We start from the raw sequence: 15,313 nt of genomic DNA on the forward strand, positions 1-15,313 counted from the left end.
TATAAACTATACATAGGAAAAGGGAAGGGATAATATGGATGCTCAAATAACTATTGGACAGCTGATTACCGTACTATTTGCTATAGCTGGCGGTGGTGTACTAGTTGTTCTATTTAAAACATTAGCGAATCTTAACCAAATTTTTAGCAATATAAATAAGATTGTACAGCGTAATGAAGTAAATATTGATAGCGCTTTAAATAGCCTACCTAATATACTTGTAAATACTGAAGAAATTACTAAAAGTGTAAATGAAGAAATGCAGCACGTTTCAGGAGCAATTAAAGCTATAGAAGAAACTGTAGAATATACAGCTTCTGCTGCACAGGTTGTTACTGAAGATATCGTTTTGCCAGTAAAAGATATATTAGAAATATTAGCATTAGTAAAAAGTATTTTTATTAAAGATAAGAAAAAAGGTTGGTTTGAGAAATAAGCAGAAAGAGATGTTGAAATGATTAATTTTAAGAAACTTAAAATTGAAAATATAGTAAAGTGTATAAGTTGTATAGCTGTAATATCAATTATTTTATTTGCTACAATAAACTTTACTGTTATTAAAAGCCTGAATGAAAGATCTAATATAACTGAGGAAATATTTAGTAGATATGTTGTATTTTCCATAGCAATAGTAATGGTATTATTAGCATTACTTGTGTTTGCATTAATATTTATTAGGAGAATCGTAAATACTGATATTCCTTACATACTTCGTAGTTTCAAAAATTTAAGCAATTTTAGCTATGATGTGGCTACCGTAGATAGCTTAGTCCCTTACTTTAGTGAAGAAAAAGATTTAAAAAGGTTTGTTGGAGATGTATTTAGGGAGCAAATATTTTTACAAGAAATTAAAAACATTGCTGCTAATGAATACGTTTTAGATGATGTGTTAGAAAAGATATTAAAAAAACTAAACGCTTTTGTTAGAGTAGACAGAATAGGAGTAGCATTTGTAGACTATGAAAAAAGGCGAATTGTAGCTGAAACTGGAAAGATGAACTACGGAAATGTATTATTAGGACCTGGATTTGAGGTAAGTATGGACCAAACATCTTTAACTGAAATGCTTATAAGTAAAAAACCTGTATTTAGTAATGATCTTGTAGCAGAGTTAAATAAAAAAAAATCTAGAAATAGATCTTTAGATTTAATTGTGAATGAAGGGATTAAATCTAATATGATACTGCCTCTTATTATAGGAGATAAGGTTTTTGGTTTTTTATTTTTTAGTTCCTTTGAAAAAGGAAGTTATAATAAAAAGAGCCTTAGAATAGGAGAGAATATTGCTAATGCCATAGCTACAATAATAGATCAAACTTATTTAACTAAAAAAATGCTAAATAACATTACTTTAACTTTTGCAGATTTAGTTGAGAAAAAAGATTTAGAAACGGGAAATCATATTAATCGTATGACAAACTACTCTAAAGTAATTGCAGAAGGTCTGCTAAACTACGAAAATGAAAATTATAGAGTAAATAATTCCTTTGTTTATGATATGGAGCTTTATGCGCCTCTTCATGATATAGGAAAGATAGGTATACCCGATAAAATTTTAGGTAAGCCAGCAAGACTAACAGCAGAAGAATGGATGGTTATGAAAGAGCATACAAATATTGGGGCAAACATATTATCAAACCTAAGGGATAGTTTGAAGATTTTTAGAAAAGAATTCTATCAAATGGCAATCGATGTTACAAGATACCATCATGAAAAATGGGATGGGAAAGGTTATCCTTATGGACTAAAAGGAGAAGAAATACCACTGGCGGCTAGGATTGTGGCTGTTGCAGATGTATTTGATGCATTGTCATCTAGAAGACCATACAAGGAACCAATACCATTTGATAGTGCTGTAGATATTATTAAAGATGGAAGTGGGACTCATTTTGATCCTGTACTTGTTGGTGTATTTATAGATAATCTACCCCAAATAAGAAAAATATATGACAGAGATTTTGGAAATAACAATTTTAATAGTAATAAAATATTATCTTAATAATTAAGTTAGAAGTAATAGAATGTATTGTTAAATAGTAATAAAATAGGCACTAGAGAAATTTCTCTAGTGCTTATTTTATTACTGTCGCCATTTTAAAAATTTATCTTCTAGCCATGATATTAACTGGTACATTATAGCTGTGGCAACTGCTAAAATAATAACACCCGCCATCACAATATCTAATCTAAATACTTGACCACCATATACAATTAAATATCCTAAACCAGACTTTGATACAAGAAACTCTCCTACTATTACACCAACCCAAGTCATACCAATATTTATTTTAAAAGTATTTATCATAGTAGGTATGCTTGCAGGAAAGATTACTTTTTGGAGTATTTGAAATTTGGTTGCACCAAAGGTAGTCAACATTTTGATCTTTTCCGCATCTACTTCTCGAAAACCATTATAAGTTGCTAATATAGTTACAATAAGAGAAATGGTTAAGGCAGTTACAATAATGCCGCTCATACCTGCCCCAGCCCATATAATTATAATAGGTCCTAATGCTATTTTAGGTAGTGCGTTTAATACAACTAAATAAGGATCTAAAACCTTAGCTGCAAAGTCAGACCACCATAAAGCAATAGCAATAACAGTTCCTAAAATGGTTCCAAGCCCCAGTGCAATTAATGCTTCCAAAACAGATACTAATGTATGCTTAAAAAGAGAGCCGTCTACAGTAAGTCTACCTATCAACATAGCAATATCAGAAGGTTTACTTGTAAAGAACGGATCGATCCATTTAAGGGTAGCAGCAACTTCCCAGAGCACTAAAAAACCGATTAAAACTCCTATTTGCCATAGAAGAACCTTCACATTATAACCTTTAACAGAACGAAGGTATTCTAGATGATTATTAGAGTGTTGTTGCTCTATAACCTTTGTATTATTTGACATATACATCCAGCTCCTTCCATATTTTATTGAAGTAATGTCTAAACTCGGGAGCTTCACGACATTTAATAGGACTTTTTTCGCCGTTGCAGGTAAGTTCAATATTATGGATGCTTTTTATGCGAGCAGGGCGATTAGATAATACTGCTACCTTATCAGCCATAGAAATAGCTTCTGTGATATACAACAAAGGGTTACCGAAGATAAATGTTTAAATCATGCCCATTCCACACAATTCGGCTGACTATAGCTTGTACTAATTTTCTTCTCTCAAATATATCTGCATCATCAAACCGATCATGAAATCTATCAATTGACTGTAATAATATTTTTACATTTTCTCTTTCTAAAGCAGAGTGTGTTTTTTCATTTTCTAGATTTTTTAACTTTTTCTTTAGATCGTTTATTTTAGAGTCCAATCCTTCAATTTGCTTAATAATATATTTAGATGCGACCGAGCCTTGGTTTTCAGATAGTTGCATAGTTAAATTTTCTATAGACTTTTCATGTTTTTCAATTTCAGATATATATTTATCTGATCCACTGATGGTCGACCTTGATGTTTTTTCTATAGAAACAACCTTTTCTCTTAGTTGATCAGCTAATACACCCTTATTAAATTTTAATTGTTTTAAAGCATTTTCTACTATTTCATCTGTTTTTATTCCGTTTAAGTTTTTCATATTGCATCTAGTACTATGTGACTCTTCCTTTGTTCTGCATTTATAATAATAATGTTTAACTTCACCGTCAGTATATTTTAGTGCAATTCTCATTCTTGATCCACATTCGCAATATAGAATAGGGCCTATTAAACCATTTTCCCCAGTGCCAGTTCGTGGAGCCTTTTTTGAGTTAGCTTGTAGCATCTCCTGCACTTTTACCCAGTCTTTAGAGTTAATTATACCTTTATGTTTCCCAATAGCTACTATTTGTTCAGAAATATCTTTTATTTTATGGCTCTTATTTCGTCTGTTTTGATACTTATTATATGTAAACACACCATTACCCTTATAATCCTTCTTTTCGTTAGCTATGTCATACCCTTGCTTATCAAACCATTCATATAAATATTCATCGGTCTTAACATATACTGTATTAGTTAATATAGTTTTAAGTGCGACCATGTCAAAGTCTTTACCATTTTTAGATTTTATGTTGTTCACTAAGGTCCAGGACATCAAGCCAGAAAGAGAATCTAGTTCAATATATTTTTTATATAAAGTAGTTACAAGATCTAATTCATCTTTTACTGGAACTAACATCATAGAACTTTTCTTTTGCATTTTTTCGTCATAATAATATTCTCTTTTTCCTTGATAACCAGTAGGAGCAACTCCACCAAGCCAACGGCCAGTACGTGCCAACTTCATTAAGTTATCCTTAATACGTTCTGCAATAGTTTCTCTTTCTAATTGGGCAAATACAGACGAAATAAACATCATAGCACGACCCATAGGAGTACTAGTGTCAAATTGTTCTCTAATAGATACAAAAGCAATATCATTTTCTTCTAATATTTCCATTATATTTGAAAAGTCAACAATACTTCTACTAATACGATCTAATCTATAACATACAAGAATATCAAACATTCCTTTTTCAGCAGCGGCAATCATATTCTGAAACTCAGGCCTATCTGAATTGCCACCAGAAAAACCTTCATCTTCATATAAAATAATTTCAGGATTATTAAGGTGCTTATTAACGTAATCCTTACACATTTCTATTTGGTTTTCTATAGATTCACCCTTGCCAGTAAATTTTGATTTTCTAGCATATATTGCAATCTTTTTCAAGCTAATCACCCCTTAGATATATTATAGAGGATTTTACAAAAACAAAAAGCCCATAAGGGCTTCAACTACTATTTTTTGATTTTAATTAGTTACGGATTACACACTTATTGTCGTTGTAAGGGTTTAAATTTATCATAACATTTTTTCCATCAATTCAAAGTTGTAATGTCTGCAAGTTGATATCTTATAACCTTACTCAAGTCATCAAGTGTAATTTCTACTTGATAACCAATTTTGCCAGCACTAAAACAGAATGTACTAAAATTTTTGGCTGACTTATCAATCGTCGTCTTGAAAAACTTTTTCATTCCAATCGGTGAGCAACCACCATGAATGTATCCTGTTAAGGCCAATAAATCGTTAGATTTAATCATTTCAATAGATTTTTCCCCTACGACTCTAGCAGCTTTTTTTAAATCAAGTTCTCTGTTTACAGGAATGACAAAAACATAGTGTTCTTTTGTTTTACCTATTGTCACTAACGTTTTGAAAACTTGTTCGGGATTTTGTCCCAATGTTTCTGCAACATCAGTGCCACTCACAGCTCCAGTATCAGCGTAATCATAGATACCATATTTAATCTTTTTTTTATCCAACACTCGCATTACATTTGTTTTTTCGCTCATACTTGTTCCTCCTATTCAAAATTCTACTAATATTTTAGTAGAACCCATACTCTGCTAAATTTCAATTTATATCTTATTAGCCAATTCCTCTTTGAGTTCTCCATAATCGACTAATCCGACTTATCTAACAAGAAAATTATACCATATTTTCTACATTGCTATAATAAATTCTTAATTCTTAAATACCGTATTACTCAGTTTTCAAAGGACACTATGCTTACTTTAAATTCTAACACTTATGTCGTATTTTCTTCATTAGTTGCAGCCAATTATTAGACTGCCTTACTTAGTGTACAAAATCAACGATTAAGTTTAACAGAGCCAAAAATAAAAGGCCCATAAGTGCTTTAACTATTATTTTTGATTTTAATTAGTTATGAATTATAAGATAAATGCCTTAAGTAAAATAGAAATTTGCTATAACAATATAGAAAATATGGTATAATTTTCTTGTTGGATTTAGATAAAGATGTATTATGCGAAGTAAATAAAGGGGGTAATATATCATGATTAATAAGAAGAGAGTAACCCTAAGGAAAATCAAGTTGAAAATTCAACATACTGGCTAATAGATAATAATAAAGTTATAGGTGCTGTAAATATTAGACATAGATTAAATGACTATTTACTAAGAATAGATGGACATATGGGTGGAGCAATAAGACCTAGTTATAGAGGAAAAGGATATGGCGGTGTAATGCTATCTTTAGCATTAGAAGTTACTAAAGATATGGGGATGAAAAGAGTTCTTGTAACCTGTAATAAAGATAATATAGTATCTGAAAAAACAATTGTAAAAAGCGGCGGGATTTTTGAATCTGAAGAAATAGAAGATAATGGAAATATTATAAGACGGTTTTGGATTGATTTATAATGAATGGGTAATTGTTAAAACTATTAATGAACAATTTAATCTTTGTTCTATTTAGAGAAAGATATAAATCTAAAATAAATGATGCTGAATGATTGATGAATTATGCTAGGTAAGGAAAGGGAAATTAAATTATGAAAAGAAAAATCTGTTTTTTTACAAGTATTATAATTATAATAAGTTGGTTTGTATTAGTAGGATGTGGAGAAAAAAATGAGTCCATTAATGAGTCAGAAGAAGCCTTTGAAATGATTAAAGACTTAGGGACTACTTTTCAAGAGAATACTTTAGATAAAAGTTTTTATGAGATTATTGATGGAGAAGTCGCAGATATTTTATCATATAATTATCAGGATAGGTCAATATATGTCGCTGGATTAAAAGTTTTTGAGGAATTTGGTATATCGAATGAGGGTGGAGTTTCAATAAGCGCGGATGGGAAAATTTTAACCTTATCTATGATTAAATCTACTGGGTCTGTCACAGGAGCTCTTGACGGTCCTTATGTGTATTTCAAAATAAACCTTGTTACAGATGAAATTATTGAAAAGAAATTTGAGCCCGCTCCAGATTATACTGAATTAGGGAGATTAGAGTTTGCTGAATATAGCAATGAAGTGATTGAATTAAGCGATGAACAGATTCTTCAAGTTGGATTATATTTCAAAGATTTAATTAGAGAGATAGAAGCAAATTGACAAGTATGCATTATTTTTTTAGACGTAACAGTTATATATTATTCATTAAGAAGAGGGGGAAAGTTGATGAAACATATCTTGAATTTATCTCCATCAGAAGATGATATATTAAAAATTTGTAGAAAGTTACAAGATTATAATTCTCATTTTTTTGAAATAAAAGATGAACCTAACTTTACTATTTCAGAAATAGATGAATATAATGAACTAATAGGTGGAATTGTGTGTACTATTGTTGGACGATGGTTAGAAGTTGATTTTTTATGGGTCAAAGATGACCAACGTGGAAAAGGATTAGGTAAGAAACTATTATTTGAAGCAGAAAAAATAGGAATGAAAAATAAGTGTACAAAGGCATTTTTAACTACTATGAATTTTCAAGCGAAGCCATTTTATTTAAAATACGGGTATAAAATAGTATATATCCAGAAGGGTTATCCGTTAATAAATGAAAAGTATTTTATGGAAAAGACATTAAATGAAACATAAAACATATAAAATAAATATGATGTTATCTGATTTATTATCATAGAAACTAATATGCTTAAATTACGAAATAGTAATTCATATTTTTTATAAATTAAGCCGTAGTTGTAGAAAATTATCAACTAATGTTGGAATACAAAGGAGTTTATATGAAAAACAAAAATTGGAAAGATATATCTTATTTAAATTATGGAAATGTTAAACAAAAGAAGATTTATGAAATACTTATAAATACAAAGGTTTTAGATATATTAAATGATTATATACCTATATTGGTAGGAACAATACCTATAGAGATTGACATAGAAAACAGTGATATAGACATAGTTTGTAAAGTTGATAATTTTGATGTGTTTGAGGAAGTATTAGTAAGTAATTTTAGAAAATATATAAACTTTAAAATTACACATAAGGAAGATAAGGTGTTAGTATGCAGTTTTATAGTAAATGATATTCAGATAGAAATTTATGGCTCTAATGAAGATACAGATAAAACAAATGGATATAGGCATATGATTATAGAAGATAGACTAATAAATTTGTATGGAGAGGCTTTTAAAAAAGAAATAATTAGTTTAAAGATTAAGGGCTTGAAAACAGAGCCAGCATTTGCAAAAGTATTAAATTTACAAGGCAACCCCTACGAACAATTATTAGTGCTTGAAATGTATAGTGATGAAGAATTATATAAGATGTATACTAAATAATAACCTAATATGTTTCGTAATCTTCCTAAATTGCAATAAATAAGATAGTCTAATTAAACTATCTTATTTAATGTACCAAATCAACAATTAAGTCTAACAGAGCGAAAAATAAAAATCCCTTAATGGCTTCAACTATCATTTTTTGACTTTAATTAGTTGCGGATTACACACTTTTGACGATAGAGATTAAAGTCGACCTTAATATTTTTAGGTATATGCGGAAATGGCATTTTTAAATTTAATATAATGTAAATCTTACTATAGATTACCTAGGATTACCTTAGGTAATCTATAGTTTTTATTGCCGATTATCTGATTTGTATTTTGATTTTAACAAATTTTATTTTTGTATAAGTATTTACTATATGCGTAGAAACAATGTATCATAAAGCATTTTAGAGCCTATTTTAAGGTTCTACTGGGTCTACTATTTTTGATAAATGAAAGTTAAGTTTAAATAAATCAATTTCATCTTTGCAGTTAGTACATTGAATAGATTTTACTTTTTCAATAATCTCAAAATCTGAACATTTACAAGTTTGACATGCTAATATATACTTTGCCATCTGTTTGCATCCTCCTTACTTACTAGTTTACTTTAATAATGTAACATTAGTTGTATATCTTTATGTTTACCCAGAAAGATGTTTGTAATGTAATAAAGTTTAGGATGAAGGCAACATAAATGCTGCATTGCAAGTTATTTTTCATAGAGCTATAAAAAGTCCAAATAACATTACCTTTGCCATATTCTCTATAGCGAACATGATATGTGCTATTGTCAAGCTAATATAATAATTAAGCAGAAGGTGGTAAAATTAATGTAAAAATAGAAAAAAGGATGGTTCTATGCCAACATTGTATTTAAAAGATTACAGGAAAATGAGAAAAATGACAATCATATTGGTTGTCATTTTTGATTTTCTTAATATCTTCTATCATTGTTTCGACTTCTTGAGGAGTTAAACATTTTTCCTTGGTTCACTTAGCAAGAGTTATATATTCAACACCGATTCCTCTTAACTCAACAGGTATCTGCTCTTCTTTTAATTTATGTGTATGTCAAATCAAATATATGCAATAGATAGCAACATGCTAATGAATAGTACAATCTAGCAGATTCATATGTTTTAATAGGGGGTGCTAATATGCAAGAAATTAATGTAAGGATCATACCGGGAGAGCATGATGTCGAAGTATTAAAAGCGATGGCTATGGCTGATTTTATTGAAAGACAAGTAGCGCACTTAGATTTAGAAAATAAGCTTCAAGTATATAAAAGCTTACTAGAAGATTTAGAAAGAAAGGATGGGAATAACTAATGTTTAAGCTATTACTTGAACTAAAGAGATTAATTAGAAACAAGAATGGAGGTATATTGTCTGATTTTGAGATAAGAAAGTGTTTAGGTGAGAAGTATTAATCGTTTATTATATTGTACTACACAAAATGGAAATCTAAGCAAAAGTTGACGAATTGGAAATTAGAAAGGAGATTTTTTAAAAATGTACATCGGATAAGTTTTACGAGACGTAAGGGTAGAAAAAGGAATTTTAATTACACAGTTAGAGGACAAGCTATATCTTACAAAATCGGCAGTCAGTAGGCTAGAGACTGGTAAGAGTCAACTAAATGATATGGGGGTAATCGTTCGCTGGGCAGAAGCTTTGCAAAGTAAATAAGCACTAAAGAGCACTTGCGACATGTGCCATGTTTTTACAGCGATGTGTGGACGTGAATTTTATGATTGTAAAAGATAAAGGGAGCATAATTGGGGTAGGGCTTAGGCTCTATCTTTTTTTTATTTTTACGCAGATATATCACAATTTATATGAAATTTCATAGTATATATTACAGCTAAGTATACTCCTAAAAGATAAACTAAGTTGTGTATTTAGCAGTACTTAAAATAAGAAAAGGTAGGTGTCATAAATGAGCGAAATTCTTGGAAAGGGTGGAGGTTGCGGCGGTGGTTTTTTTGGAAATCGAAGTAGCTTACTTTTCTTCTTTTTGATCTTAGTAATAATTTTCTGTAACTGTGGTCTTTTTGCAGAATCTGGAGATAGTTTACTATTCTTCTTCCTACTACTTGTTGTACTATTTTGTAGTTGTGGACGTGGCTTTTTCTTTAACTAAATAGATAGACTAACAGAATTAGGGTAGAGCTTAGGCTTTACCCACTTTTCTATTTCATGTTTAAAATAAACATTAATATTTTTAACTTAAATTTTTAGTAGTCATTTAATGTATATCACATCTGATATATCGTGAGTTACCATTATGGCTGTCTTTTTTTCTCTACGTAAAATGTTAGTAATATCGTCACTAACAGCAAGTCTATTCTGATAATCTAATGCGGAAAAGGGTTCGTCCAATAGCAATAAATTTGGTTCAATTGCTAGAGTTCTAATTAATGCAACTCTTTGCCTCATTCCACCAGATAACTGATTGGGATAATGATCTTTAAAATCAGCTAATCCATAAGTATCAAGTAGTGATGTAACACGCTTTATTGACTCATCATTTACTTTATTTTGGATTTCTAATCCAATCATTACATTTTCAATAATAGTTCGCCAAGGGAATAGATGATCATTTTGAAACATATATCCAATACTCTTGTTTGTTCCATCTATCTTATTACCATCAATAAATACTTCGCCCGAACTAGGCTTTATTAATCCGGCAATTATAGATAAAATCGTTGACTTACCGCAACCACTGGGACCTACGATAACAAGGATTTCGCCCTTATTAACATCGAAAGTAAGGTCATCAAGTGCTTTTGTTTCTCCGTCCAAAGTGTGATAGATTTTAGATACATTTCTTATTTCAACAAATTTTCCATTGTTCATGTAGTTACCTCCTCTAGACAATATCAATGCATAGTAAATCTATATGCTATATAATATGAATAGGGAGATATTGTGTTCCTCTCTACTATTCTTCATTAAACAATTGGTATAGTTCCATAATATCCCTTCATCAATTGATATACAAATACAAGTATTGAGACTAGGTACTAATACTTGGTAATGTTATTATATACTATTGTTTTATTTTGTAAATATTATTTTAGTATTAAAACCTACATAAGTTAAATACCATCCTACAAAATACATATAAATATATGTAAAATATTTCTATAATTACAGGAATATATAATTTATTGTCGAATACTTATACCATCTATATAGAATATATAATAAAGACTTCTACAAAATCTTTTAAATCAATGAAGCCTTCATTGTAGTTAATTTTATGAAAAGTGTATATTAATAAAATTTATACTTGTATATGCATTATAAAGAAATTAGTCATTTTATAGGGAGGAATTAAAAATGCTAGTCACAGGGGGACAAAGCGATTATAGTGAAGACACCACAGTGCATAGCTGCAATACAGCTAGATTATTAAGTAGTTACCTTAATGATAAAGAAAATGGAACATGTGAAACAGATAGTTGGCATTTTAGTAATGGGGATTTAATTATGATAATATTTGAAGCAACTACTAGAAAAATTGTTAGTGTTAACGATGCTGCCTGTAAATTTTATGGCTACAGCAAGGAAGAATTTTTATCTAAATGTATTAATGATATTAACACTTCAACATATGAAGAAATAGGTGATAGAATTGAAAAGACAAGAAATAATATAGAAAAAAGATTTACTACGCAGCATAGAGTCGCTAGTGGAAAGGTTAAGGATATCGAGGTTTTCAGTAATCCATTTACACTAAATGATCAAGAATTAATTCACAATATAGTGTTTGACATTACAAAGAGGATACAATACGAAAAAGAGCTAATGGAAAGTAAGGAAAGATATAAAAGATTAGTGCAACTATCTCCTTATGCTATTATGGTGCATACAGGTGATAGATTTATCTTTGTAAATAAAGCTGGAGCTAATTTATTTGAAGTATCTAATAGAAAGCAATTAATTGGAGTATCTATCAAGGATTTTATTCATGAAGACTTTAAGGATGTTATAATAAAAAAAATTGATAAAATAAAAAAGTCAAAGGAGAAAGTATTAGAGAAGGAAATTAAAATTGTAACCACCACTGGAAAGGTGGTAGATGTTAGTATGAACTTAAGCCTTATACAATATGATGGCGAAGAGGTTATAATGACAATTTTGACAGATATTACAGAGCGAAAAGAAAAGGAAAGGCTTTTAAAAAAGGCTGAAGAGGACAAAGAAAAGATGAATGAAATGATGGAATATGATAAATTAAGGACTGAATTCTTTGCTAATATATCTCACGAACTTAGAACGCCGATTAATGTAATTTTAGGTTCACTGCAGTTAGTAGATAAATATGAGGATGAATTTATCTTAAATCCGCATAAATTAAAGAAACTAGTCGGAACTATGAAACAAAATTGTTTTAGGCTTTTAAGATTAATAAACAACTTAATAGATATTACAAAAATTGATTCGGGATTTTTTACATTAACCCTACAAAATGTTGATATAGTAAAAGTTATAGAGGACATAGTACTATCGGTGGCCAACTATTATACTGGGAATATAGGAGTAGAAATAATATTTGATACTGACATAGAAGAAAAGATAATGGGTTTTGATCCGGATAAGTTAGAAAGAATTATGTTGAATCTTTTATCTAATGCTTTAAAGTTTACAGATAAAGGAGATAAAATAGAGGTTTATGTATATGATAAAAAGGACAAACTAATGATTTCCGTTAAGGATACGGGAACAGGAATTCCAGAAGAAAAATTAGATATCATATTTGATCGTTTTAGACAAGCAGACAAGTCCTTAACTAGAAATCATGAGGGAAGTGGTATTGGTTTATCTCTAGTAAAATCCTTTGTAGAGATGCATGGCGGCAGCGTTAGTGTTAAAAGTGAATATGGTAAGGGCAGTGAATTTATTATAGAAATGCCAGCAAAACTAGTTTCTGATTCTAATAATAGAAAAGATTTTGGAATGATGAGCCAAGATAATAAAAATATAAAGAGACACGTAGAACGAATTAATATTGAATTCTCTGATATTTATACATAGAACATAACAGGAGAAGAACCTTTTAAAAAGGGGTTCTTTTTTATATGTTTAACCTATAGTCTAGAGGGTAAAAAGCTTATAATTATACACTATAATCATATAAATAGCAAAAAAAGAACATATGTTTGAAAAATTGGGTAATAAATGGTAATATGGTAATATGGTAATGTAGAGCTAATAGGAATTTGCAGACTCTTTTAACCTAAATTTATTAAATCTTATTTTAGAGTTAACATTTATAGGCTTATATTTGAACTGGTCTTTGGTTACGGAATATGCGATAAATTGGTAAAAATAAAAGACTAAAGGAGTTTGGACACAATGAAAACTAAAGAAAAAAGTAAAATCCAGTTAGATATATTAAAAGATGAATTACATAGAATGTTGGATGACAGTAATGGAATAATTACAGATGAGATAGTTAAAATTAGTCAAGTTTTAGATGAGATAATTATTCAAGAAACAGAAAGATATAATTATGCTAAAAAAAATAATACCACTCATGAATGAGAGGTATTGGGTTTAAATTTAATTAGCTTTTCCACCATTAATTTCACCAGATTTTTGGATAGCATATTTAGCTAATACTGGTCCGAACACTTCATAAAATAGTACACCACCGAGGACTACTGTTGTTAATGCAACGCCTATCTGGGGTAATTCCTGGCGTACAATCATAGATAGGCCAATAGCTACACCAGCCTGTGGTAAAAGTCCAAGACCTAAATATTTTACAACATTATCATCGCATCCCGTAGCTTTAGCAGATAAGCCGGCGCCAATAATTTTACCAAGAGATCTAGCTACAATATAACCTATTCCTAAGGCACCAACTTTTGTAAGAACATTTAAATGCAAGCTAGCCCCTGCTAATGTGAAGAAAAACAAATATATTGGAGGAGTAAAGTCGTTAATAAGAGAAAATACGCGTTTGGAATTATGCATTAAATTAACAAGCGTTGCTCCCATCATCATACATGTAAGTAAAGCAGAGAGATGAAAAACTGAAGCTAATCCACTACCTGCTACAATAGAAGCTAAAACTAAGGCTAATAGTTCTTCTTGATTTTGGGCTTTGTTAGCTAAGAATGTAAGAAGTACTCCTAGAATAAAGCCTATACCAAGTGATCCTAGGATTTCTATAATTGGTTGCAACATCATTTGAATAAATGGAGAGTCACTTGTACCAAAGGATAATTTAGCAATGGCCATTGCAATACCAAATGCTATAACGCATACAGCGTCATCGATGGCTACAACAGGTAAGAGGGTTCTAGTTAGAGGACCTTCAGCCTTATATTGTCTGATTATCATTACTGTTGCTGCAGGAGCTGTAGCTGCTGCAATAGTTCCTAGTACAAGACTAAATGCAAAAGACTCTCCTAATATATAATGGCTTGTTAAAAATACCAATAAAACTGCGGTGAGAGCTTCGGCTAATGTAATAATAACAATTCTTTTTCCTACCTTTGCTAGATCCTTAAGATTAAATTCACTACCTATGCTAAATGCAATTGATGCTAAAGCGACTTCGTTAACAACTCCAAAACTTTCTACATCTAGATCAGAAACTATCCCAAGAATTGATGGACCTATCAACAAACCTCCCACTAAATAACCAGTAACATAAGGGAGATGGAGGTACTTAGCTAATCTACCTCCTAATACTCCAATCAACAGGATGATACCAATTTTCAACAACAAATTCAATTCTAATACGCCTCCATATTTTAAGATTAATGCTACTTAGTATTTTTCGGTAAGCCATAAACGTTTCCGACAGGAACTGTAAACATAAGGCCTATACCTGGCTTACAGATATCACCAATAACACCGTTAATAGCATTAATAGCTTTGTCTAGAAGTTCTTGGCTTTCAACTACTGTAAAAACCGTTTTATTGTATGGTCGTGAGCTATCTAAAAAGCTTTTTAATGATCCAAACAGAGGAATTTGTCGGTTTACATTGCTAGCAATAGCACTTGCCATTCCCTGACTATCTAAAATAGTCGCGCCTTTTACTCCAACTTCTACAAATGCAGATAAAATATCATCTAGGTATTCTGTTTCATTAAGAACTAAAAATAATATATGCATTTCATCACCTTCTTTCAGTATCGTAGTCACTATTTTTATTGTATACAAAATATTAATTTTTTTCAACTTCTTTAGATGCAATACTACAT

The 15,313-nt window shown here is 30.2% G+C and carries 19 protein-coding genes; 11 read left to right on the top strand and 8 right to left on the bottom strand.

Annotation, left to right across the window (positions count from 1 at the left end):
* Window positions 1-34: 34 nt before the first annotated feature.
* Together HYG84_RS09555 and HYG84_RS09560 are read left to right on the top strand one after the other, a co-directional pair.
* On the top strand, window positions 35-436 hold the full coding sequence (locus HYG84_RS09555) for a hypothetical protein (RefSeq protein WP_212376302.1): 402 nt from the start codon (window positions 35-37) through the stop codon (window positions 434-436).
* A gap of 18 nt (window positions 437-454) precedes the next feature.
* Window positions 455-1,999 carry an HD domain-containing phosphohydrolase gene (locus tag HYG84_RS09560; RefSeq protein WP_212376306.1) on the top strand — a complete coding sequence of 515 codons (1,545 nt, stop codon included), beginning with the start codon at window positions 455-457 and terminating at the stop codon, window positions 1,997-1,999.
* Window positions 2,000-2,080: 81 nt separating this feature from the next.
* Here HYG84_RS09560 and HYG84_RS09565 read toward each other — a convergent pair whose 3' ends face one another.
* From HYG84_RS09565 to ybaK, 4 genes are all read right to left on the bottom strand, one after another.
* A complete protein-coding gene (locus tag HYG84_RS09565) occupies window positions 2,081-2,905 on the bottom strand; it encodes an ABC transporter permease (protein ID WP_212376309.1) in 825 nt (274 codons plus the stop codon).
* Window positions 2,895-3,092 (bottom strand): sulfonate/nitrate/taurine transporter ATP-binding protein, encoded by a 198-nt coding sequence (locus HYG84_RS09570; RefSeq protein ID WP_249168574.1) that lies wholly within the window; start codon window positions 3,090-3,092, stop codon window positions 2,895-2,897. Before HYG84_RS09570 ends, HYG84_RS09565 begins: the two co-directional genes overlap by 11 nt.
* Window positions 3,093-3,096: 4 nt before the next feature.
* On the bottom strand, window positions 3,097-4,701 hold the full coding sequence (locus HYG84_RS09575) for a recombinase family protein (RefSeq protein WP_212376312.1): 1,605 nt from the start codon (window positions 4,699-4,701) through the stop codon (window positions 3,097-3,099).
* A gap of 149 nt (window positions 4,702-4,850) precedes the next feature.
* Entirely contained in the window at window positions 4,851-5,327 is a 477-nt protein-coding gene (gene ybaK / locus HYG84_RS09580) for a Cys-tRNA(Pro) deacylase (protein ID WP_212376315.1), read from the bottom strand.
* A 601-nt stretch (window positions 5,328-5,928) separates the two neighbouring features.
* On the opposite strand from ybaK, the gene HYG84_RS09585 reads away from it, so the two are divergent.
* From HYG84_RS09585 to HYG84_RS09600, 4 genes are all read left to right on the top strand, one after another.
* Window positions 5,929-6,201, top strand: coding sequence for a GNAT family N-acetyltransferase (locus tag HYG84_RS09585; protein ID WP_249168755.1), 273 nt, complete (start codon window positions 5,929-5,931; stop codon window positions 6,199-6,201).
* Between the two features lie 131 nt (window positions 6,202-6,332).
* A complete protein-coding gene (locus HYG84_RS09590; RefSeq protein WP_212376318.1) occupies window positions 6,333-6,896 on the top strand; it encodes a hypothetical protein in 564 nt (187 codons plus the stop codon).
* Window positions 6,897-6,962: 66 nt separating this feature from the next.
* A complete protein-coding gene (locus HYG84_RS09595; protein WP_212376321.1) occupies window positions 6,963-7,385 on the top strand; it encodes a GNAT family N-acetyltransferase in 423 nt (140 codons plus the stop codon).
* A 122-nt stretch (window positions 7,386-7,507) separates the two neighbouring features.
* Window positions 7,508-8,089, top strand: a complete 582-nt coding sequence (locus tag HYG84_RS09600; RefSeq protein ID WP_212376323.1) for a DUF4269 domain-containing protein — start codon at window positions 7,508-7,510, stop codon at window positions 8,087-8,089.
* Between the two features lie 407 nt (window positions 8,090-8,496).
* On the opposite strand, the gene HYG84_RS09605 is transcribed toward HYG84_RS09600, so the two are convergent.
* On the bottom strand, window positions 8,497-8,655 hold the full coding sequence (locus tag HYG84_RS09605) for a hypothetical protein (protein ID WP_212376325.1): 159 nt from the start codon (window positions 8,653-8,655) through the stop codon (window positions 8,497-8,499).
* 582 nt (window positions 8,656-9,237) lie between these two features.
* Between HYG84_RS09605 and HYG84_RS09610 the strand changes: the two genes are divergently transcribed.
* The 3 genes from HYG84_RS09610 (at window position 9,238) to HYG84_RS09620 (ending at window position 10,225) form a co-directional block, all read left to right on the top strand.
* Entirely contained in the window at window positions 9,238-9,411 is a 174-nt protein-coding gene (locus HYG84_RS09610) for a hypothetical protein (RefSeq protein ID WP_212376327.1), read from the top strand.
* A 234-nt stretch (window positions 9,412-9,645) separates the two neighbouring features.
* Window positions 9,646-9,771 (top strand): hypothetical protein, encoded by a 126-nt coding sequence (locus tag HYG84_RS20865; protein WP_442860805.1) that lies wholly within the window; start codon window positions 9,646-9,648, stop codon window positions 9,769-9,771.
* Between the two features lie 250 nt (window positions 9,772-10,021).
* Window positions 10,022-10,225 (top strand): hypothetical protein, encoded by a 204-nt coding sequence (locus HYG84_RS09620; protein ID WP_212376329.1) that lies wholly within the window; start codon window positions 10,022-10,024, stop codon window positions 10,223-10,225.
* A 101-nt stretch (window positions 10,226-10,326) separates the two neighbouring features.
* Here the strand turns inward: HYG84_RS09620 and HYG84_RS09625 are convergent, their stop codons facing one another.
* Complete coding sequence (locus HYG84_RS09625; RefSeq protein WP_212376331.1) at window positions 10,327-10,944, bottom strand: ABC transporter ATP-binding protein; 618 nt, start codon at window positions 10,942-10,944, stop codon at window positions 10,327-10,329.
* A gap of 486 nt (window positions 10,945-11,430) precedes the next feature.
* On the opposite strand from HYG84_RS09625, the gene HYG84_RS09630 reads away from it, so the two are divergent.
* Together HYG84_RS09630 and HYG84_RS09635 are read left to right on the top strand one after the other, a co-directional pair.
* A complete protein-coding gene (locus HYG84_RS09630) occupies window positions 11,431-13,128 on the top strand; it encodes a PAS domain-containing sensor histidine kinase (protein ID WP_212376334.1) in 1,698 nt (565 codons plus the stop codon).
* Between the two features lie 312 nt (window positions 13,129-13,440).
* Window positions 13,441-13,638, top strand: coding sequence for a Spo0E family sporulation regulatory protein-aspartic acid phosphatase (locus tag HYG84_RS09635; RefSeq protein WP_212376336.1), 198 nt, complete (start codon window positions 13,441-13,443; stop codon window positions 13,636-13,638).
* Window positions 13,639-13,656: 18 nt separating this feature from the next.
* Here the strand turns inward: HYG84_RS09635 and HYG84_RS09640 are convergent, their stop codons facing one another.
* Complete coding sequence (locus HYG84_RS09640) at window positions 13,657-14,838, bottom strand: cation:proton antiporter (protein ID WP_212376339.1); 1,182 nt, start codon at window positions 14,836-14,838, stop codon at window positions 13,657-13,659.
* 32 nt (window positions 14,839-14,870) lie between these two features.
* Complete coding sequence (locus tag HYG84_RS09645; RefSeq protein ID WP_249168575.1) at window positions 14,871-15,254, bottom strand: hypothetical protein; 384 nt, start codon at window positions 15,252-15,254, stop codon at window positions 14,871-14,873.
* Window positions 15,255-15,313 lie beyond the last annotated feature (59 nt).

It is taken from the genome of Alkaliphilus sp. B6464 (assembly GCF_018141165.1).
In the GTDB taxonomy this organism is placed as follows: Bacteria; Bacillota; Clostridia; order Peptostreptococcales; family Natronincolaceae; genus Alkaliphilus_B.

Excerpts from the sequence above, each read along its gene's own strand:
- HYG84_RS09560 (WP_212376306.1), top strand. The coding sequence starts at position 455 with ATGATTAATTTTAAGAAACTTAAAATTGAAAATATAGTAAAGTGTATA.
- HYG84_RS09590 (WP_212376318.1), top strand. The coding sequence starts at position 6,333 with ATGAAAAGAAAAATCTGTTTTTTTACAAGTATTATAATTATAATAAGT.
- HYG84_RS09565 (WP_212376309.1), bottom strand. The coding sequence starts at position 2,905 with ATGTCAAATAATACAAAGGTTATAGAGCAACAACACTCTAATAATCAT.
- HYG84_RS09625 (WP_212376331.1), bottom strand. The coding sequence starts at position 10,944 with ATGAACAATGGAAAATTTGTTGAAATAAGAAATGTATCTAAAATCTAT.
- HYG84_RS09555 (WP_212376302.1), top strand. The coding sequence starts at position 35 with ATGGATGCTCAAATAACTATTGGACAGCTGATTACCGTACTATTTGCT.
- HYG84_RS09595 (WP_212376321.1), top strand. The coding sequence starts at position 6,963 with ATGAAACATATCTTGAATTTATCTCCATCAGAAGATGATATATTAAAA.
- HYG84_RS09610 (WP_212376327.1), top strand. The coding sequence starts at position 9,238 with ATGCAAGAAATTAATGTAAGGATCATACCGGGAGAGCATGATGTCGAA.
- HYG84_RS09620 (WP_212376329.1), top strand. The coding sequence starts at position 10,022 with ATGAGCGAAATTCTTGGAAAGGGTGGAGGTTGCGGCGGTGGTTTTTTT.
- HYG84_RS09605 (WP_212376325.1), bottom strand. The coding sequence starts at position 8,655 with ATGGCAAAGTATATATTAGCATGTCAAACTTGTAAATGTTCAGATTTT.
- ybaK (WP_212376315.1), bottom strand. The coding sequence starts at position 5,327 with ATGAGCGAAAAAACAAATGTAATGCGAGTGTTGGATAAAAAAAAGATT.
- HYG84_RS09600 (WP_212376323.1), top strand. The coding sequence starts at position 7,508 with ATGTTGGAATACAAAGGAGTTTATATGAAAAACAAAAATTGGAAAGAT.
- HYG84_RS09630 (WP_212376334.1), top strand. The coding sequence starts at position 11,431 with ATGCTAGTCACAGGGGGACAAAGCGATTATAGTGAAGACACCACAGTG.